We start from the raw sequence: 18,946 nt of genomic DNA, 5'->3' as shown, positions 1-18,946 counted from the left end.
TCACGCGATATTCAGCCTGAATCCCGCGACCAGTTCCACATGTGACGACCACCTGAATTGGTCCACCACCCGCACCGGGCCCATCTTGTAGCCCGCCGCCAGGAGAACCCGCGCATCGCGGGCAAATGTCACCGGATTACAGGACACATAGGCCAGACACCGCAAGCGTGATTTGGCGATTTCCGAAATCTGCGCTTCGGCCCCGGCGCGAGGCGGATCAATCACCGCCGCGTCGAACCGCGATAACTCATCCGGCAAGAGCGGGCGACGAAAGAGATCCCTTGCCTCGGTGCTCAGCGGGTAGAGCCCGTCGACCCCACGTCGTCCGGCATCAAGCGCCGCAAGCATAGCCGCATCACCCTCGACCGCATGCACCTGCGCACGCTGCGCGATCGGCAAGGCAAAGGTGCCACAGCCGGAAAAGAGATCAACAATCCGGCGCGCGCCCGCTAGAATCGTCTCTGTTTCTGCCAAAAGCGCCGCTTCTCCCTCTGCGGTCGCTTGCAGGAACGCGCCGGACGGCGGCACCACGCGCGCGGCGCCAAACATCTGTTCCGGAGTACGGCGGGTCACCACAACCTCATCACCCCAGGCCAATCTTGCCAAATCGTGCCGCTCCGCCAGTGACGCCAGCGCGATCCTTAGCGGCCCATCTAACGGCTTGCCATCCATGACCGCCACGTCAAGCCCGGCGCGTGACTGCGTGACACTGACCGCCAACACAGCCTTTCGGCTCGTCCCGATCTCGGCCAGATCAGAGGCCACCACCAAACCGCGAATCACATCGGGATGGAGCAGACGACAGTCGGGAACCTCGATGATCACATCACTGCCACGCGCATGAAACCCCGCCATCGCACCCTTTTTCGTGCGCTTTGCGGCAAATGTCGCCCGACGCCGTGACTGCGGTGGCGACACATGGATTGGCAGGAATTCGGGCGTGATCCCATGCGCACTCAGCGCCGAGCGCACAAGGTCTTGCTTCCAGTCGGCGACAAACCCGTCCGAGCCATGCTGCACCTGACAGCCACCGCAGGACCGAAAATGGCGACAGGGGGCCGTTACCCTGTCCGCCGACGGCGTCACGATCCGCACTTCGGTCAAGGTCTGCCCCACCAGCGTGCCAGACACCCGCTCACCAGGCAGCGTCAACGGTGCAAAGACTGGGCCTTCGGCGATGCCGTCACCCTGATGGCCCAGCCGTATGATGTCATGCTCGCTCATACCTGCGGCTTTAGCCTGCAAATCGGCCATACGAAAGCCCACTCAGAGCAGATCATCACGGCTGAGGGCAAACCGCGAGTCGATCCAGCGTCTCTCCAACGCGTGCAATCGTGCGCCAAGCGCCGGACCTGAATAGTCCGGCATAAGATCTGTCGCCGCGACCGGGAACCGTGCCGCTGCCCCCATTTTAAGGTCCTCGGCGGTCTCAGGGCTCACCAATGTCTCCAGCCAAGCACCGCGCAACAGCAGAATCGCCTGGCCTTCCTCGACCCCATACCGATAGCCCAGTTCTGCAGCCTGCATCTGCCCTGCAGCCTTCTCTTGCAAATGTGCCAACCGCCTTGTGTCCGATTTCGACAAACGCAACCGCTCCGCCACCGACTCGCCCCCCAGCGCGGCAAGGCGCAAGATCGCATCAGGGGCCATGTTAGTCTCTGTTTCCTGATGAACCAATAGCGCCAACGGGCGCGCATCCGCCCCGGGCAGGACCGCATTGAGCACCCCAGCCGCCTGCATCGCCGCCACCGACCGCGCCGGATCAGGTGCGCCCAAGAGCTTGCACATCTCGGCTCCCACTCGCTCTCGCGACAATCGCGCCAACCCATCCAGATTAGCCGCGCAGGCCGCTAGCCCGTCAGCGTCAAGGCCGCCCTCAGGGTCGCCATACCAGGCATGAAACCGGAAAAACCGCAGAATCCGCAAATAATCCTCGCGAATCCGTTGATCGGCATCCTCGATGAACCGCACCCGGCGCGCGCGCAGATCCTCTAGTCCCGCAAGCGGGTCGATCACAGTGCCATCCGCCTGCGCGTAGAGCGCGTTCATGGTAAAATCGCGCCGCCGCGCATCGCTGTGAATATCCATGGAAAAGGCCACCACCGCATGACGGCCAAATGTCTCCACGTCCTCGCGGAAGGTCGTCACCTCATGCGGAATGTGGCTCGATACCACCGTAATCGTACCATGCTCGATGCCTGTCGGCACCGGTTTCAGCCCCGCCGCCGCGGCCAGGTCCATCACCACCTCTGGCCGCGCGTCGGTCGCGATGTCTATATCCGCAACCGGCTCACCCAAGAGCGCATTGCGCACGCAGCCCCCGACAAAGAGCGCTTGGTGTCCCGCCCCGCTCAACATGCGACAGACCGCTTGTGTCGCCTCGGCCTCGATCCACGCCCCCGAAACCTTCATTCCGGTCCCGCCAAATCTGCCATGTTGCGTAGGATGCGCGCTGTGGCGCCCCAAATATAATAGGGGCCATAGGGCACCGCATAGTAACGCCGCCAATCTCCACGCCAGCGGCGTTTCTCGACCCTATACCGGCCCAATTCGAGCAAATGCGCCAATGGCACGTCAAACACTTCATCGACCTCGCCCTGCTCGGCGCGGGGCCGAAATGGCCCATGTACCCGTGCTAGAACCGGTGTCACGTCAAACCCGGTCACGGTCTCATGGCGCGGCAAAAACCCCAGAACTTCAACCAATCCACGATCAAGCCCGATCTCTTCCTCCGCCTCGCGCAACGCAGTTGTCGTGATATCAGGATCACCAAGATCCTGTTTGCCGCCCGGAAATGCGATCTGCCCCGGATGATGCCGGAGCTTTGATGACCGCTTGGTGAGGATCACGCGCGTCTCAAATATAGGCACCAACACGGCTGCCGACCGCAACTTGCGCCCCTCTGGCAGAACGACACCTGGGTTCAGATCATAATCCGAAGACGGCGCGCGCTCGGCCCGCAGCGCCAAAAGCACCCGATCGAGCGGGTCAGTCACCGTCCGCTGTCCCATCCTTGGCCTCGAACCCCACTGTCGCAGGGTCCAGCCGGTAATGCGCCCCGCAAAACTGGCAATCTGCGGTCACGATGCCCTCGTCGGTGGTCATCGTGGCGATATCGCGCGCCGAATAGATCGACAGGCTGCTGCGCACCCGCTCTTCGGAACAGGTGCAGCCAAACCGCACCGCTTGCATGTCAAACACCCGCGGCCCTTCTTCGTGAAACAGCCGCACAAGCAATTCCGTTGGCGTGACAGACGGCCCGATCAATTCCAGATCCTCAACCGTATCGAGCAGAACATTGGCGCGATTCCAGTTCTCGGCCTCGTCACCCATCAGGATATCTTCCGCCTGCAAGAGCCCGCCTTCGCCCGATCCGCCACCACTGGCAAAGGGCGACGCCTTGGGCATATGCTGCAGCATCACGCCACCCGCGCGCCAATGCTCCGCCTCGCCTGCCCCGGTGGATTTGCCAAAACTCAACGCGAATCGCGTTGGCAACTGCTCGGATTGGGCAAAATACGCCTCAGCACAATGCCGGAGCGCCTCGCCCGCAATCGGTGTAATCCCTTGGTAGGGCGTGGTGCCCTTACCTTGATCCAGCATTACCGCGAAATAGCCATCGCCCAACTGATCAAATGGGCGCGCATGGCTCAGGCGCTCGCGGTCAAAACTGGCATAGGCGCGCATCCGGGCCGGTTCACCCGGCTCACTCGGGCCATAATAATCGGTGGCGATCATACGCACAGCACCGCGCGTCTGCACCTGCAGGGACAGCTTCCAGCGCAATTGGATCGTCTGACCGATCAACGCGGTCAAAAGCGCCATCTCGGCAATCAACGCCTCGACCTGAGGCGGATAGTCATGCTGTTTCAGGATTCCATCAAGCACCCCGTCCAGACGCACGACGCGGCCACGGATATCGGCGCGGTCTAGCTGAAATGGCAGGATTGTATCATCCCAAGCGATTCTCTGTCCAAGTGTCATGGGCTTTCCTTTGGGGTCTCGACTTGGCATATCGCGACTGTACCGTCAGGACAAGTCAGGCCCGGGAGACACAAAGTGATTAGACGATTCGGAGAGAGGCCAGAACCCGGTATCGCCTACCGTTTGCGACCGGGCGCCTATGCCATCCTGCCCCGTCGCGGGCGGCTGCTCGTCACCCATCAGGCGGACCCGGTGCCAGAGCTGCAATTGCCCGGCGGCGGTATTGACCCGGGAGAATCGCCGCTCCAGGCCCTCCACCGCGAGGTTTTCGAGGAAACCGGCTGGCTGATCGCCCGGCCTCAGAGGCTCGGTGCCTTTCGTCGCTTTACCTATATGCCGGAATACGGGTTCTGGGCCGAAAAACTCTGCATTATCTACCGCGCTCATCCGGTGCGCCGATTGGGCCCCCCCAGCGAGCCGGGGCATCGCCCAGTCTGGATCACACCGCAACAGGCGACGCGCGATCTGGGCAACGCCGGGGATCGGCATTTCGTCAGCCGGGAAACGGGCTGCCTTTGAACTCCAGTAATACGGCGGAAATATCATCGTTAAAGTCACTATCCCCCGCAAACTCTGACAGTTTCCACAAAAGAGATTCGAGAAACGCCATCCCGCGCGTCTGTCGCAGATCCCGCAAGATCCGCGCCAGCCCCTCATCGTGGAGCAGATCACCAGACCGACCAGAGCATTCGATCACCCCGTCGGAATGAATCAGAAGCCTGTCACCCGGCGCCATCATCACTTCGAACTGCTGAAATTCTGCTCCATCAATCAGGCCTACAGGCAAACCACCCGACCCGATAAACTCCACCGTTCCATCCGCACGCTGCAATGCAGGATGCGGATGCCCCGCCTGTGACAGGATCACGCGCCCGGTTTCCAGATCCACATCGGCAAGAACGAGGGTGAAGTAATGCTCGGTCTCCATCTCCGACATGATCAAGCGATTGAGCATTGCAATCGCCTCCGCTGGGGGACGCGCCACGAAACGACCGTCGCGCGTCTTGCGCAGGGCGAGGTTCTGTTCCGGCACCGAGGCCGAGAGATACCCCGCCAACCGCGCCGTCATCAGCGCTGAACTGATACCATGACCCGACACATCAATTCCGTAGAGCCCGATGCGTGTATGCCCAATAGGAAACATGCCAACCAGGTCACCGCCGACATGGCCGGCAGATTGCAGCATCAAGGACACCTCAGCCGTGCCACAATCGCGATAGCGCTCGCTCACCAGCGATTGCTGCAGCTTCTTGGCTTCGACCAGATCACTGTCGAGCGAATCATAGAGCGTCTGTAATTCGTCGAGCGTGGATTTGATCAGCCGGTTCTTCTCGGTTAGCTCGCGCTCCATCCGCAGGATCCGTGCGCCCGCCGAAATTCGCGCGCGCAGTTCCGCGGCATTGACCGGTTTGGTCAGAAAGTCATCTGCCCCGGCATCAAGGCCCAGCGCAACTTCATCCTTGTCACTCTTGGACGTGAGCAGGATGAAATACCCATAGCTATCGCGCGACATCTCTCGGAATCTCTTGCAGAACTCCAGCCCGCTCAACCCCGGCATCATCCAATCACTCATGACGAGATCGGGCGGCTCATCACGGCACAGAATCAGCGCGGCGTCGCCCGAATCGGCTTCCTGCACCTCGAATCCCCAACGTTGCAACGACGCGCTTAAAATCCGCCGTTGCAGGCGGCTGTCATCCACGACGAGCACGCGGCGGATCACCCCGCCGCCCGCATCCGCCTCTGCCGCCTGTTCCATTCGTGATCGCACCCGGGCCACCTTTGTCCTGTCCTGACCCTGTCTAACCGCCCAAAGTTTAACAGCCCCTGAATGTTAAAATTCGCGCGGCTTTCCCGGCGGCATTAAACTTTCCGTAGCTCTTTGGCCGCAGTCTTGCCGCAGGAATCGGAGGCTCAATGATGATCGACTGGAACCGCGTTCAGGATCTGCGCGACGAAATCGGGGCTGATGCCTTTGGCGAGGTGGTGGACCTGTTTCTCGAAGAAGTGGATACCGAAATCGAGAAACTGCGCCACACCGGCCCCAATCTGCACCTCGAAGGGCATTTACACTTTCTCAAGGGCAGCGCCCTCAACCTCGGCTTTGCCGCCTTTTCTGATCTCTGCCACCGGGGCGAACAGTCCGCTGCCGCCGGTCGATACGGCGCGATCAACCTGCCTGAAATTCTGTCATGCTACGCCCACTCAAAATCAGAGTTTCTCTCCGGTCTTGACCGGGTCATCGCCGCCTGAAGCTCAGATCAGAAACTCTGCCAACACCTCATCACGGGTGATATCGCGATACTCAAAGCCAGCAGCATCGAGCCGCGTCAGGATCGGTTCGAAATTTTCGGTCCGTGTCGTCTCGATCCCGATCAGCACAGAACCGAAATTGCGCGCCGATTTCTTGAGATACTCAAACCGCGCAATATCGTCCTCCGGTCCCAATATCTCTAGAAACTCGCGCAGCGCGCCGGGGCGCTGCGGCATCCGCAGGATGAAATACTTCTTCACGCCCGAGAACCGCTGCGCGCGCTCCTTGACCTCCGGCAACCTCTCGAAATCGAAATTGCCGCCCGAGGTGACACAAACCACCGTCTTGCCCCGGATCACGTCTCCCAGATCCTTGAGCGCATCCACCGCCAGCGCCCCCGCAGGCTCGAGCACGATCCCCTCGATATTGAGCATCTCGAGCATCGTGGTGCAGAGCCGGTCCTCTTCGATCACCATGGCCTGCGCCGGGTCCAGATCCGCCAGCCGCGCAAAAGTGCGCGCGCCAATCTGCGCCACCGCCGCCCCATCGGCAAAGGTATTCACATGCCGCAGGCGCACAGGTTCGCCCGCCGCCAGCGCCGCCCCAAGGCACGCGCCCCCGGCCGGTTCCACCAACGTCAGCACGGCCCGCGCGCCGACATAGCTGCGCACCCCCGCCGAGAGCCCGCCACCCCCAACCGGAAGGATTAGACGATCCGGCATGCCGCCCAACTGCGCCTCGATCTCGACCGCAACGCTGGCTTGCCCCTCGATTACGTCCTCATCATCGAACGGCGACAGGAAATGCCCGCCGACCTGCGCGCAATAAGCCTGCGCCGCCGCCAGCGTGTCGTCGAAATAGTCGCCCGTCAGCCGGATCGCCACCGCATCGCCACCAAAGGTCTCGGTCTTGCCGATCTTTTGCTGCGGCGTTGTCACCGGCATGAAAATCACGCCTTTGACCCCGAAATGCCGGCACATATACGCCACGCCCTGCGCATGATTGCCCGCACTGGCACAGACAAACGTCGCTGTGTCCGGCCGCGCCGCCAGAACCTTGCGCATCGCATTGAACGCCCCACGCAGCTTGTAGGACCGCACAGGACTCAGATCCTCGCGCTTGAGCAGGATCTCAGCGCCATAGCGCTCGGACAGGTGATCATTGCGCTGGAGCGGCGTCGGCTCGAACACAGCGCGCATCGCCGCCTCTGCGGCGCGGGCATTTTCCTGAAACTCGGTCATGCCCGCCTCAGTGCCGCAATCGTGCCCCCCTGACAAGGCTCAGAGCGCGCGCTTTTCGATATAATAGCCGTAAAGCGTGGTCAGAATGCTGACATTGATCAAAGCCGAAAGCGCCGTGCCCACCGCCATCAGCACGATACCAATCACCGGAGCCAAGAGCAGCAATCCCAACACAAGCTGAAGCGCGAATTGCGCGGCACCAAGTATGAGAACAAGAATCAGGATCGTGCCACTGCTTCCCCGCGTCGCATCCCACGCCGCACCAAGCCGCAGCGGCTGACCAATGGCCGCAGCAGGCAAGATCACCGAAAGCCGGAAAAACACGATATTGAGCGCCACGATCACCACGATACTCACACTCGTAACAATCAGCGGCACCATCCCGCCAAGGCCCCCAATCACCAGAAAGAGCGGCACCGTCAGGCCCGTCATTACAAGCCCAAGCCACAGAGAATGCCCGATATAAGACAGCATGCGATCGCTCCGCAGCATCGGCACCCAGCCTTGGGAATACTCCGCAAGCAGGATAAATCGGTGCCACGCCACAACAACCCAGAGCGCCAAACCGATCAGCACCAGCGCCAGCAAGATCATCCCGCCGATCTGACCAGCGGTGACGACGTCGCCCGGCGCACTGTCAATCGAAACTCCAAGCGCCGCGAACAAAATCAAAACCGCAATCCCGATCCCCAACGGCACCAAGATAATGCGCATCACCTGAGCGAAGTTGTTGAAAATCATCTGCAACGAATGTGTAAAAATACGCCAGGCCACCATCACCGCACCTCTTGGACAATTGCCCGACCTCGCTAGCACAACCAGAGGGCCAGTCAACCACGTCCACTTGCCCATCACCGCAAAAGCCGCTACTCCGCCAGCCAGATTTGACGCAAGGGGAATGACATGTCCGCGCCCAAAAAAGTTGTTCTGGCCTATTCCGGGGGCCTCGATACCTCGATCATCCTGAAATGGCTCCAGACCGAATATGGCTGCGAAGTGGTGACATTTACCGCCGATCTCGGTCAGGGCGAGGAACTGGACCCCGCGCGCCAAAAGGCCGAGATGCTGGGGATCAAACCCGAGAACATCTATATCGAGGATGTCCGCGAAGAGTTCGTGCGTGATTTCGTCTTTCCGATGTTCCGCGCCAATGCGCTCTATGAGGGGCTCTATCTGCTTGGCACCTCCATCGCCCGCCCGCTGATCTCCAAGCGTCTGGTCGAGATTGCCGCCATGACCGGGGCCGATGCCGTGGCGCATGGTGCCACCGGCAAGGGCAACGATCAGGTGCGGTTCGAGCTGGCCGCCTATGCGCTCAACCCTGATATCAAGGTGATCGCACCTTGGCGCCTCTGGGATCTGACCAGCCGCACCAAGCTCATTGCCTTTGCTGAAGAAAACCAGATTCCGATCGCCAAGAATAAGCGCGGCGAAGCGCCCTTCTCGGTAGATGCCAACCTGCTGCACACCTCCTCCGAGGGCCGCGTGCTCGAAGACCCCGCTGAAATGGCTCCCGATTACGTCTATCAGCGCACCGTCAGCCCCGAGGATGCGCCAGACACCCCCGAATTTATCGAGGTCAGCTTTGAGCGTGGCGACGCCGTGGCCATCAACGGCACCGCCCTCAGCCCCGCCACGATCCTGACCGACCTCAACGAATTTGGTCGTAAACATGGCGTCGGCCGGCTCGATTTCGTGGAAAACCGCTTTGTCGGCATGAAATCGCGCGGCATCTACGAGACGCCCGGTGGCACCATCCTGCTCGAGGCGCATCGCGGCATCGAACAGATCACCCTGGATAGCGGCGCGGGCCATCTCAAGGATTCGCTCATGCCGCGCTATGCGGAACTGATCTACAATGGCTTCTGGTTCTCACCCGAGCGTGAAATGCTGCAAGCCGCCATCGACAAGAGCCAAGAACATGTCACCGGCACCGTCCGCCTCAAACTCTACAAGGGCTCAGTGTCCTGCGTTGGTCGCTGGTCCGACCACAGCCTCTATTCCGAGGCGCATGTCACCTTCGAGGATGACGCCGGCGCCTATGACCAAAAGGACGCGGCAGGCTTTATCCAACTCAACGCGCTGCGCCTGAAACTGCTCGCCGCGCGCAACCGCAGACTCAAGGGCTAAACATCATGGAAGCCGATTTCTGGCATACCCGTTGGGAAAACATGCAGATCGGCTTTCACGAGGGCGCGGTCAACCGCATGCTCTCGGCCCATATCGGCGCGCTGGGCCTTGATCCCGGCGCGCGGATTTTCCTGCCGCTTTGCGGCAAGACCCGCGATATCGCCTGGCTCCTGGCCCAAGGCTATCGGGTGGCTGGCGCCGAGCTCAGCGAAATCGCCGTGAAACAGCTCTTTGAAGAGATGGCCGTCACACCCGAGGTGACTGCGCACGGCCCCCTCAAACGCTATGCCGCAGACGGTTTGGATATATTCGTGGGCGATATCTTCGACCTCACCGCCGATCTGCTCGGTCCGGTCGATGCCGTTTACGACCGCGCGGCGTTCGTTGCCCTGCCCGACACGATGCGAGGGCGCTATGCTGGGCATCTGGCAGCGCTCACCGACCTTGCACCGCAATTGCTCGTCACCTTTGAGTACGACCAGTCGGTCATGGCTGGCCCGCCCTTTTCCCTCTCCGGGGCAGCGGTGCGCGCGCAATACGGCACACGCTACACCATGACACAGCTTGCGGATATCGACGTGCCGGGCGGTCTCAAGGGCGTCTGCCCCGCGCGGGAAAAGGCCCTGCACCTGACAGCGATCTAGCACCCATCCGCTCACATCCGGCGAAACATTGCTCAATAGACCGTGACATCCCGGAGTCCTGCGTTGGTGACCTGCGCGATTTGCTGCATGATAGCAATCAAACAGGAGGGCAATCCAATGAACGTACATCTTCGGGAGATCAAGGCGGCGGCTCTGGCGATGCTGATCATCGTTGGGCTCTGCGTTAACAGTAGCCGGGCGCATGCCGCCGAGACCGAGACTTTGGTCGTTGCAGGCGGTTGCTTCTGGTGCGTCGAATCAGACTTTGAACAGGTCAAAGGCGTGATTGCGGCCGAGTCGGGCTTTACCGGCGGCGCGGTGGAGAACCCCAGTTACAAACAGGTAACGGCCGGTGGCACCGGCCATTTCGAGGCGGTTCAAATTATTTTTGACCCGGCACAGGTCAGCCGCGCGCAATTGCTGCACCTCTTCCTGCGCTCCGTCGACCCGACCGACGCCGGCGGCCAGTTCTGCGACCGGGGCGATAGCTATCGCACAGCGATTTTCGTCACTGATCCAGCACAAAAGCAGATCGCCCAGAGCGCTATAACCAAGGCTCAGGCGGCATTGGGACGGGACATCGTCACGCCAATCCTTGACGCACAGACCTTTTATCCCGCCGAGGCCTATCATCAGGATTACTACAAAAGCAGTGAGATCGTGCTCACCCGCTTTGGCCCCCGAACCAAGGCCAAGGCCTATAAACTCTACCGTGACGCCTGCGGACGGGATGCCCGCGTCCAAGAGCTTTGGGGCAAGGACGCTCCTTTCACCAGCGGCTCTTGATCGCAACGGCCGTTGAGCGCCCAAGCTGCGCTTTGGGCTTTCGCCACCTGACACAGATTTGTAAGGTCAGCCCCAAGAACCAAAGGGGGCAAGGTGAGTAACGCGGGACCAACCGTCACGCCGATGATGGCACAGTATCTGGAGATCAAGGCGCACTATCCAGAGGCGCTCTTGTTCTACCGGATGGGTGATTTCTATGAATTGTTCTTTGACGATGCCGCCGCCGCCGCCGAGGCGCTCGATATCGCACTGACCAAACGTGGCAAACATCTCGATCAGGACATTCCAATGTGTGGCGTGCCCGTTCACGCCGCCGAAGGTTATCTTCTTACGCTGATCCGCAAAGGCTTCCGGGTCGCGGTCTGCGAGCAGATGGAAGACCCCGCCGAGGCCAAGAAACGAGGTGCGAAATCGGTGGTGCGCCGCGAAGTTGTGCGCCTTGTGACCCCCGGCACCCTGACCGAAGAGAGCCTGCTCGACGCCCGGCGACACAATTATCTCACGAGCTTTGCCAATGTGCGCGACACGGGCGCGCTGGCGTGGGTCGACATTTCGACTGGAGCATTTCATGTCATGCCGATGGCCGCCGCCCGGCTCGGCCCCGAACTTGCCCGCCTTGCCCCGCGCGAGGTGCTGCTGGCTGAGGCAGATGTTCTAAGTTTAGCCGAAACAGTCTCTGAGTCTGGGGCTTCTTTGACGGCTCTGGGCCAAGCAGCCTTTGACAGCACCGCAGGAGAGCGGCGGCTTTGCGCCCTCTTCGGCGTCGGTACGCTTGACGCCTATGGCCAATTCACACGACCCGAGATCGCCGCGATGGGTGCCATCGTCGATTGGCTCGACATCACGCAAAAAGGCAAGTTGCCGCTGTTGCGGCCCCCCGTGCGCGAGAACGAAGCACGCGTGATGCAGATCGACGCCGCCACAAGGCGCAATCTCGAACTGACCCACGCCCTGAATGGTGGTCGCGCCGGATCCTTGCTCGCCACCATCGACCGCACCGTAACCCCCGGTGGTGGGCGGCTGTTGGAGCGTCGGCTGTCGAGCCCGAGCCGGGCGCTCGACGTGGTGCAGGCGCGGCTTGAGTCAGTGCAGTTTGCGGTGGAACAGTCTCGAATTTGTGCCGATCTACGCGACAGCTTGCGCAAGGTGCCTGACCTTGATCGCGCCCTCTCCCGCCTTGGGCTTGACCGGGGCGGTCCTCGGGATCTGGCCGCGGTGCTCAATGGCCTGGCCCAAGCGGCAAACATTGCAGAACGGCTCACGGACAGTGACCTGCCGCCGCTCTTGGCCGAGGCGGTCTCTGGCCTGACCGGGCATGATACCCTCCTGGACCTGCTGGATCAGGCATTGATTGCAGAGCCACCGCTTCTGGTGCGCGATGGCGGCTTTATCGCGCCCGGCTTTGACGGAGGCCTCGATGAGGCACGACAATTGCGCGACGAGGGGCGCGGCGTGATCGCGCGGATGCAGGGCGAGTTCATAAAGCAAACCGGCATTCAGTCGCTCAAAATCAAGCACAACAACGTGCTGGGGTATTTCATCGAAGTGACCAGCACCCATGCCGACCGCATGTTGGCGCCTCCGCTGAACGACCACTTCAAACACCGCCAGACCACTGCCAATCAACTGCGCTTTACCACCATCGCACTGACCGAGATGGAAACCCGTATTCTCAACGCAGGCGGGCGGGCGCTGGAGATTGAAAAACGGCTCTATGACGACCTGAAATCCGCGATTCTGGCACGCGCCGCCGAGATCGCCCAAACCGCACGCGGGCTGGCGGAAATTGATCTGTCCACCGCACTTGCAGATCTGGCTCGTGCCGAGACCTGGTGTCGCCCGAAAGTGGATCAGAGTCGCGCCCTTCGGATCACAGGCGGGCGGCATCCGGTGGTAGAGCGCGCCCTGCGTGCCCAAGGCGGCGCGCCCTTCATCGCCAATGAGTGTGATCTCGGCGAGGACAGTGATATCTGGCTGCTGACGGGACCGAATATGGCGGGGAAATCCACCTTTTTGCGTCAGAACGCGTTGATTGCCCTTCTGGCGCAAATGGGCAGCTATGTGCCGGCGAGATCAGCGCATATTGGCATGGTCAGTCAACTCTTCAGCCGCGTCGGGGCATCGGACGATCTGGCGCGCGGCAGATCGACCTTTATGGTCGAGATGGTTGAAACCGCAGCGATCCTCAATCAGGCGGATGATCACGCGCTCGTCATTCTGGATGAGATCGGTCGTGGCACCGCCACCTATGACGGTCTGAGCATCGCTTGGGCCACGCTGGAACACCTGCATGATGTGAATGGCTGCCGCGCGCTCTTTGCCACGCATTACCATGAGCTGACCAACCTCAGCGACAAACTCGCGCGCGTCGAGAATGCCACCGTGACCGTCAAAGAGCACGACGGCGACGTGGTCTTCATGCACGAAGTGCGTCGTGGAGCAGCGGACCGCAGCTATGGCGTGCAAGTGGCCAAGCTGGCTGGCCTGCCCGCTGCGGTCGTGGCGCGGGCAAGGGTCGTGCTTGAAGCCTTGGAGAGAGGCGAGCGGGAGGGCAGTGGCGCGCAACGGGCCCTGATTGACGATCTGCCACTCTTTGCCGCGATCCCCCCGCCGCCGCCGGCCCCGACAAGACGCCACTCGGTGGTGGAAAAACGGCTGGAGGATATTCTACCTGACAGCCTTAGTCCACGCGAGGCGCTCGACTTGATCTATGAACTCAAGGCCTTGGCGACCGACACGGCGAGCAAGGCGGGCTGACGCCCCCCCGACACTCAACCCCGGTTGGACGACACCCCGACCTGCGCCGGTCGCAGGATGCGGTCATGCAGCATGAACCCCTGGGTCGAAACCTGAATGATCTCGCCTGCCTTGGTGCCGGGCAGCGGGGCCTCGAACATCGCCTCATGCTGCTGCGGATCAAAACGGTCGCCAACCTGCGGATCTATCACGGTGATACCGTGCTTGGTGAAGACATTGCGCAGCTCGCGCAGCGTCAGCTCGATTCCTTCGAACAGCGCCGCCGATCCGGCGCGCTGCTCTTCGGTCACGGTTTCAAGCGCCCGTTTCAGATTGTCATAGACCGGCAACATATCACGCGACAGTTTCGATCCACCATAGTTCTCGGCCTCGCGGCGATCCTTTTCGGACCGCTTGCGAGCGTTCTCCGCATCCGCAAGCGCGCGCATGAACTTGTCGCGCAGGGCGTCCCGCTCCGCGCGCAGGGCGTCAAGCTCGAGCGCCTCATCGCTGATGTCTTCATCCATTTGCTCACGCTCTGCGGCGGCTGCTTCTTCGATATCGTCGAGAAAGCTGTCTTCTTTCGGCTCTGCCATTCTTCACCTCTAGCTCCGGTCGGAGATCAGTTTGCCCACGAGCTGCGCCGTGTAATCCACAATCGGCACAATCCGTCCATAATTTAGGCGCGTCGGGCCAATAACGCCCACCGCACCGATGATCTTACGGTCAGCGTTCATATATGGAGAGACCACCAAAGAGGAACCCGAAAGTGAGAAAAGTTTGTTCTCAGAGCCAATAAAAATGCGCACGCCGGCCCCCTCATCGGCCAGTTCCAGAAATTCGGCAATGTCGCGCTTGCGTTCCAGATCATCAAACAGGATTCGAATCCGCTCCAGATCCTTTTCTTCGGCGGTCGTGCTCAACAGATTGGCGCGGCCCCGCACGATCAAACGCTCGTAATGGTCGCCTTCGCCCTCCCACACGGCAAGGCCACTGTCGATCAGGTCGCGGGCAAGTTGATCAATCTCCTGCCGCCGTGCAGAAATCTGCCGTGCGATCACGGTTTGCAGATCCGACAACGTTTTTCCCTCAATCAACGCATTGAGGAAATTCGCCGCCTCGCGCATCGAACTGGGCGTTTGTCCCGGTGGTGGCGTAAAAATGCGGTTCTCAACATGGCCATCCGAAAACACCAGCACGACAAGGGCACGGTCATGCCCAAGACTGACAAACTCGATATGTTTGATCGGTGCCTCATGTTTGGGCGCGAGCACCAGAGACGCCCCCCGCGTCACCCCCGACAGGGCCGCCCCGATCCGGTCGAGCGCTCCGGCGACATCCTGCGAATTGCTGCCCACGGTCGCGTCAATCGCCTGACGATCGGTCACCTCAAGATTGCTGACCTCCAGCAGACCATCCACGAACATGCGCAGCCCCTCTTGCGTGGGAATCCGCCCGGCGCTGATATGCGGGCTGCCCAAGAGACCCATATACTCCAGATCCTGCATCACGTTGCGGATCGTGGCGGCGCTGACCTTTTCACTGAAATCCCGTGTCAGGGTCCGCGAACCGACCGGGTCGCCCTTGGCAAGATAGCTTTCGACCACGCGACGGAACACCTCGCGCGAGCGGTCGTTGAGCTGATCCAGAAGCGAACTGGCGTCATTCATCAGATGGTATTCCTGTCTAGGATGTCATTAAAGACTGAGCACGGCAAAGGTCAATCGGGGTTGCCATCACAGGCCTTGCACATATATCCCGGAGCCAACAGTGAAAGGGACATGTAATGCGACCTTCGGGTAGGAATTTAAGCGAAATGCGGCCAGTTTCAATCGAAACCGGTGTTTTGAAACATGCCGAGGGCTCCTGCCTGATCAAGATCGGCGATACGCATGTCCTCTGCACCGCCACAATCGAAGAGCGCGTGCCGCCTTTTGTCAAAGGGTCGGGTCTGGGGTGGGTCACGGCGGAATATGGGATGCTGCCGCGCTCGACTAACAGCCGCATGCGCCGCGAGGCAACGGCGGGCAAACAGGGCGGGCGCACCGTCGAGATTCAACGCCTCATCGGTCGCAGCCTGCGCGCGGGCGTGGACCGGGTCGCCTTGGGTGAACGACAGATCACGGTCGACTGCGATGTGATCCAAGCCGATGGCGGCACGCGCTGCGCCTCTATCACCGGCGGTTGGGTCGCACTCAAGCTGGCGGTTCAGAAATTGATGAATGCAGGCGACGTGATCAGCGATCCGTTGATCGACCCCGTTGCGGCGGTGTCCTGCGGGATCTATGCGGGGCAACCCGTGCTCGACCTCGACTATCCCGAAGATAGCGAAGCCGGTGTGGACGGCAATTTCATCATGACCGGAAGCAAGCGCCTGATCGAGGTGCAGATGAGCGCCGAAGGCTCGACCTATAGCCGCGATCAGATGAATACCCTGCTCGATCTGGCCGAACAGGGCGTTGATCTTTTGGTTGCGAAACAGCGCGAGGCGACGGGTGCGTAAATTCACCGACGATCGGCTTCTGGTCGCCACCCATAACGCGGGCAAGCTGGGGGAAATTACCGCCCTGCTTGCACCCTATGGTGTCGAGGTCGTCGGTGCGGCTGCCCTGGGCCTCGCGGAGCCAGATGAAACCGAGTCAACCTTTCTTGGCAACGCGAGGATCAAGGCGCATGCGGCTGCGCGCGCCACGGGTTTGCCGGCCCTGTCGGACGATTCGGGTATCGTGATTGACGCTCTGGATGGCGCACCCGGCGTCTATACCGCAGATTGGGCCGAAACAGAGACGGGTCGAGACTTTGGCATGGCCATGCACCGGGCCCATGACGCGCTGGTCGCGAGCAAACAACCGCAGCCCTGGACGGCTCGGTTTTGCTGCACTCTGGTCCTCGCATGGCCGGATGGGCATGACGAAGTCTTTGAGGGTACGGCCGAAGGGTGGGTGGTCTGGCCGATGCGCGGCGCGCAGGGTCATGGCTATGATCCGATGTTTCAACCGCTTGGTCATGACGTGACCTTTGCCGAGATGGTCCCGACAGAGAAAAACCGGATCAGCCACCGCGCCGATGCGTTCCGCAAGCTGGTTGCAGGTTGTTTTGCCTGAGGATTGGCAAGAGGGAGGCTTTGGCCTCTATGTTCATTGGCCGTTTTGCGAGGCCAAATGCCCCTATTGCGACTTTAACAGCCATGTGGCGCGCGAGATTGACCAAACCCGTTGGTGCACTGCCTATTTGGCCGAGATTGATCGCTATGCCGCTCTTGTGCCGGGTCGGGTTCTGAACACCGTCTTCTTTGGCGGCGGCACGCCCAGCCTCATGGCCCCTGAAACGATCGCGGCACTCATAGAGCGCATCAAGGCCTCATGGCCCATGGCCAATGCGCCCGAGATAACCCTAGAGGCCAATCCCGGCTCGGTCGAAGCGGGACGCTTTCGTGCCTTTGCCGAGGCCGGGGTCACACGCATCTCAATGGGCGTGCAGGCCTTGAACGATATAGATCTCAAACGCTTGGGGCGTATTCACTCTGTGGCGGAGGCCCGGCAAGCCTTTGATATAGCGAGAGAAAACTTTGACAGAGTGAGCTTTGATCTTATCTACGCGCGCCAGGATCAAACCCTTGACGCCTGGAAGGCGGAATTGCGCGAGGCTCTGGCAATGACGGTGGATCATCTGTCGCTCTATCAACTGACCATAGAGACAGGTACGGCCTTTGGGGACCGCTATGCAGCGGGAAAACTGCGCGGCTTACCAGAGGATGAGACGGCGGCGGATATGTATGAGGCAACGCAAGAGATCTGTGACGCGGCAGGACTGCCCGCCTATGAGGTTTCAAATCACGCGCGGCCGGGGTCCGAGTCACGGCACAACCTGATCTATTGGCGCTATGGGGACTACATCGGCATCGGTCCGGGCGCACATGGCCGCATCACACGCAACGGACAGAAACACGCAACCGAGGCCCATCGGGCGCCGGGGCGCTGGCTCGACTCAGTGGAAACGGCCAGTTCAGAGCGTAAGCCAGTGCGCCTGTCAGGACAGGATCAAGCGGTTGAATATCTCTTGATGGGCCTGCGGATTTCCGACGGCATTGATCCGGGCCGGTTTGAGAAACTTGCAGGTCAACCGCTTTCGCCCACCGTCGTTGATCACCTGCAACAAATCGGGATGATCGAACCGCTAGGCACCCGCCTTCGTGCGACCCGCGCCGGGCGTGCCGTTTTGAATGCTGTGATTCGTGATCTGCTGCCGGACGTGTGAACGTCAGATGCTGAGCATTCCAATCAAACGATCCAGTTGATCCAGCGACGCGTAGTGAATGGTAATCTGACCGTTCTCCCGACCCGGGATATGGTCAATCTGCACCTTCATCGTCAGATTCGCAGAGAGGTCTTCTTCTAGCGCCTTGGTGTCTGCATCTTTCAGCGGCTCTTTGCGTGGCTTTGGCCTTTGATCGCTCTCCCTGAAAATATTGCCAGGGCCAGATTTGGCCAATCTCTCCGTCTCTCGCACCGAAAGCGACTTTTGAATCACCTGACGGGCAAGCGCGGCTGGATCGTCAACTGTGATCAGCGCGCGGGCGTGACCCGCAGAGAGCTTGCCGTCGCGAACATAGCTCAAGACCTCTTCTGGCAGAGCGAGCAAACGGATGGAGTTTGCAATATGGCTGCGGCTCTTGCCCAGGGCTTCGGCCAGCTTTTCTTGAGTATGGCCAAATTTCTGCATCAACTGCTGATAGCCAGAGGCTTCTTCAACAGGATTAAGATCGGCCCTCTGAATGTTTTCGATGATGGCGACTTCGAGAACCTCTGTGTCATCAAAGTCGCGGATCAATACCGGTATTTGGTGAAGCTTGGCCATCTGTGCTGCGCGCCAGCGCCGTTCTCCAGCGACAATCTCATACTCATCAGCACGACCGGACACCAGTCGAACGATCAACGGCTGAATGATGCCCTTTTCAGAGATTGACCGAGCAAGGTCTTCGAGCAAAGTCGCATCAAAGGACCGCCTCGGCTGATTCGGGTTTGGGCGGACCTTTTCCACTGGCACCATGAGATCCGGCCGACGCGGCGTATCATCCTTGCGGGCGGTAACATCAGCGGACACATCCGCCATCAACGCCGAAAGCCCGCGACCCAATCCACGAGGCTGAGGTTTTTTGCTGGTCATAGGCT

At 60.6% G+C, this 18,946-nt stretch carries 19 protein-coding genes; 9 read left to right on the top strand and 10 right to left on the bottom strand.

What is annotated here, in order from left to right; translation table 11 throughout:
• From VR71_RS16770 to VR71_RS16755, 4 genes are read right to left on the bottom strand one after another with little or no spacing between them, the layout of a single operon-like run.
• On the bottom strand, positions 1 to 1,224 hold the full coding sequence (locus VR71_RS16770) for a class I SAM-dependent RNA methyltransferase (RefSeq protein ID WP_045685917.1): 1,224 nt from the start codon (positions 1,222 to 1,224) through the stop codon (positions 1 to 3).
• A 42-nt stretch (positions 1,225 to 1,266) separates the two neighbouring features.
• Positions 1,267 to 2,412, bottom strand: coding sequence for a CCA tRNA nucleotidyltransferase (locus VR71_RS16765; protein ID WP_045685848.1), 1,146 nt, complete (start codon positions 2,410 to 2,412; stop codon positions 1,267 to 1,269).
• Positions 2,409 to 3,011 (bottom strand): CoA pyrophosphatase, encoded by a 603-nt coding sequence (locus VR71_RS16760; protein WP_045685916.1) that lies wholly within the window; start codon positions 3,009 to 3,011, stop codon positions 2,409 to 2,411. The genes VR71_RS16765 and VR71_RS16760 overlap by 4 nt, the downstream gene beginning before the upstream one ends.
• The gene (locus VR71_RS16755) at positions 2,989 to 3,984 is read right to left on the bottom strand and encodes an Hsp33 family molecular chaperone HslO (RefSeq protein ID WP_045685847.1); all 996 of its coding nucleotides are present in this window, start codon (positions 3,982 to 3,984) and stop codon (positions 2,989 to 2,991) included. Before VR71_RS16755 ends, VR71_RS16760 begins: the two co-directional genes overlap by 23 nt.
• Before the next feature lie 75 nt (positions 3,985 to 4,059).
• Between VR71_RS16755 and VR71_RS16750 the strand changes: the two genes are divergently transcribed.
• Positions 4,060 to 4,503, top strand: a complete 444-nt coding sequence (locus VR71_RS16750; protein ID WP_040650382.1) for an NUDIX hydrolase — start codon at positions 4,060 to 4,062, stop codon at positions 4,501 to 4,503.
• On the opposite strand, the gene VR71_RS16745 is transcribed toward VR71_RS16750, so the two are convergent.
• Complete coding sequence (locus VR71_RS16745; protein WP_009816799.1) at positions 4,478 to 5,743, bottom strand: SpoIIE family protein phosphatase; 1,266 nt, start codon at positions 5,741 to 5,743, stop codon at positions 4,478 to 4,480. The genes VR71_RS16750 and VR71_RS16745 overlap by 26 nt on opposite strands.
• Before the next feature lie 161 nt (positions 5,744 to 5,904).
• Here VR71_RS16745 and VR71_RS16740 point away from each other — a divergent pair, with 161 nt between their 5' ends.
• Positions 5,905 to 6,237, top strand: a complete 333-nt coding sequence (locus tag VR71_RS16740; RefSeq protein WP_040651158.1) for an Hpt domain-containing protein — start codon at positions 5,905 to 5,907, stop codon at positions 6,235 to 6,237.
• A 3-nt stretch (positions 6,238 to 6,240) separates the two neighbouring features.
• On the opposite strand, the gene ilvA is transcribed toward VR71_RS16740, so the two are convergent.
• A complete protein-coding gene (gene ilvA / locus VR71_RS16735) occupies positions 6,241 to 7,479 on the bottom strand; it encodes a threonine ammonia-lyase IlvA (RefSeq protein ID WP_045685846.1) in 1,239 nt (412 codons plus the stop codon).
• 39 nt (positions 7,480 to 7,518) lie between these two features.
• Entirely contained in the window at positions 7,519 to 8,256 is a 738-nt protein-coding gene (locus VR71_RS16730) for a hypothetical protein (RefSeq protein ID WP_045685845.1), read from the bottom strand.
• Between the two features lie 126 nt (positions 8,257 to 8,382).
• Between VR71_RS16730 and VR71_RS16725 the strand changes: the two genes are divergently transcribed.
• The 4 genes from VR71_RS16725 (at position 8,383) to mutS (ending at position 13,796) form a co-directional block, all read left to right on the top strand.
• Positions 8,383 to 9,609 carry an argininosuccinate synthase gene (locus VR71_RS16725; RefSeq protein WP_045685844.1) on the top strand — a complete coding sequence of 409 codons (1,227 nt, stop codon included), beginning with the start codon at positions 8,383 to 8,385 and terminating at the stop codon, positions 9,607 to 9,609.
• A gap of 5 nt (positions 9,610 to 9,614) precedes the next feature.
• The gene (gene tmpT, locus VR71_RS16720) at positions 9,615 to 10,253 is read left to right on the top strand and encodes a thiopurine S-methyltransferase (protein ID WP_045685843.1); all 639 of its coding nucleotides are present in this window, start codon (positions 9,615 to 9,617) and stop codon (positions 10,251 to 10,253) included.
• 117 nt (positions 10,254 to 10,370) lie between these two features.
• Complete coding sequence (gene msrA, locus VR71_RS16715; RefSeq protein WP_045685842.1) at positions 10,371 to 11,039, top strand: peptide-methionine (S)-S-oxide reductase MsrA; 669 nt, start codon at positions 10,371 to 10,373, stop codon at positions 11,037 to 11,039.
• Positions 11,040 to 11,162: 123 nt separating this feature from the next.
• Positions 11,163 to 13,796, top strand: coding sequence for a DNA mismatch repair protein MutS (gene mutS, locus VR71_RS16710; protein WP_045685841.1), 2,634 nt, complete (start codon positions 11,163 to 11,165; stop codon positions 13,794 to 13,796).
• Positions 13,797 to 13,810: 14 nt separating this feature from the next.
• Here mutS and VR71_RS16705 read toward each other — a convergent pair whose 3' ends face one another.
• Together VR71_RS16705 and hrcA are read right to left on the bottom strand one after the other, a co-directional pair.
• Positions 13,811 to 14,371, bottom strand: coding sequence for a nucleotide exchange factor GrpE (locus tag VR71_RS16705; RefSeq protein ID WP_045685840.1), 561 nt, complete (start codon positions 14,369 to 14,371; stop codon positions 13,811 to 13,813).
• 9 nt (positions 14,372 to 14,380) lie between these two features.
• Positions 14,381 to 15,445: a heat-inducible transcriptional repressor HrcA gene (gene hrcA / locus VR71_RS16700; protein ID WP_045685839.1), complete on the bottom strand. Its 1,065-nt coding sequence runs from the start codon at positions 15,443 to 15,445 to the stop codon at positions 14,381 to 14,383.
• 116 nt (positions 15,446 to 15,561) lie between these two features.
• Between hrcA and rph the strand changes: the two genes are divergently transcribed.
• Genes rph through hemW form a run of 3 tightly spaced genes read left to right on the top strand, consistent with a single transcriptional unit; the run spans position 15,562 to position 18,032 of the window.
• Positions 15,562 to 16,278, top strand: a complete 717-nt coding sequence (gene rph / locus VR71_RS16695; protein ID WP_045685838.1) for a ribonuclease PH — start codon at positions 15,562 to 15,564, stop codon at positions 16,276 to 16,278.
• Positions 16,271 to 16,879 (top strand): RdgB/HAM1 family non-canonical purine NTP pyrophosphatase, encoded by a 609-nt coding sequence (gene rdgB / locus VR71_RS16690; RefSeq protein WP_045685837.1) that lies wholly within the window; start codon positions 16,271 to 16,273, stop codon positions 16,877 to 16,879. The genes rph and rdgB overlap by 8 nt, the downstream gene beginning before the upstream one ends.
• Positions 16,842 to 18,032 carry a radical SAM family heme chaperone HemW gene (gene hemW, locus VR71_RS16685; RefSeq protein ID WP_045685836.1) on the top strand — a complete coding sequence of 397 codons (1,191 nt, stop codon included), beginning with the start codon at positions 16,842 to 16,844 and terminating at the stop codon, positions 18,030 to 18,032. The genes rdgB and hemW overlap by 38 nt, the downstream gene beginning before the upstream one ends.
• A gap of 3 nt (positions 18,033 to 18,035) precedes the next feature.
• Here the strand turns inward: hemW and VR71_RS16680 are convergent, their stop codons facing one another.
• Positions 18,036 to 18,941 (bottom strand): ParB/RepB/Spo0J family partition protein, encoded by a 906-nt coding sequence (locus tag VR71_RS16680; RefSeq protein WP_045685835.1) that lies wholly within the window; start codon positions 18,939 to 18,941, stop codon positions 18,036 to 18,038.
• Positions 18,942 to 18,946: the final 5 nt, after the last annotated feature.

This window comes from Roseovarius sp. BRH_c41 (assembly GCF_000961715.1).
Taxonomy (GTDB): domain Bacteria; phylum Pseudomonadota; class Alphaproteobacteria; order Rhodobacterales; family Rhodobacteraceae; genus Roseovarius.
The sequence above is the reverse complement of the archived record's forward strand: the minus strand, read 5'-3'. Positions and strand labels throughout refer to the sequence as shown.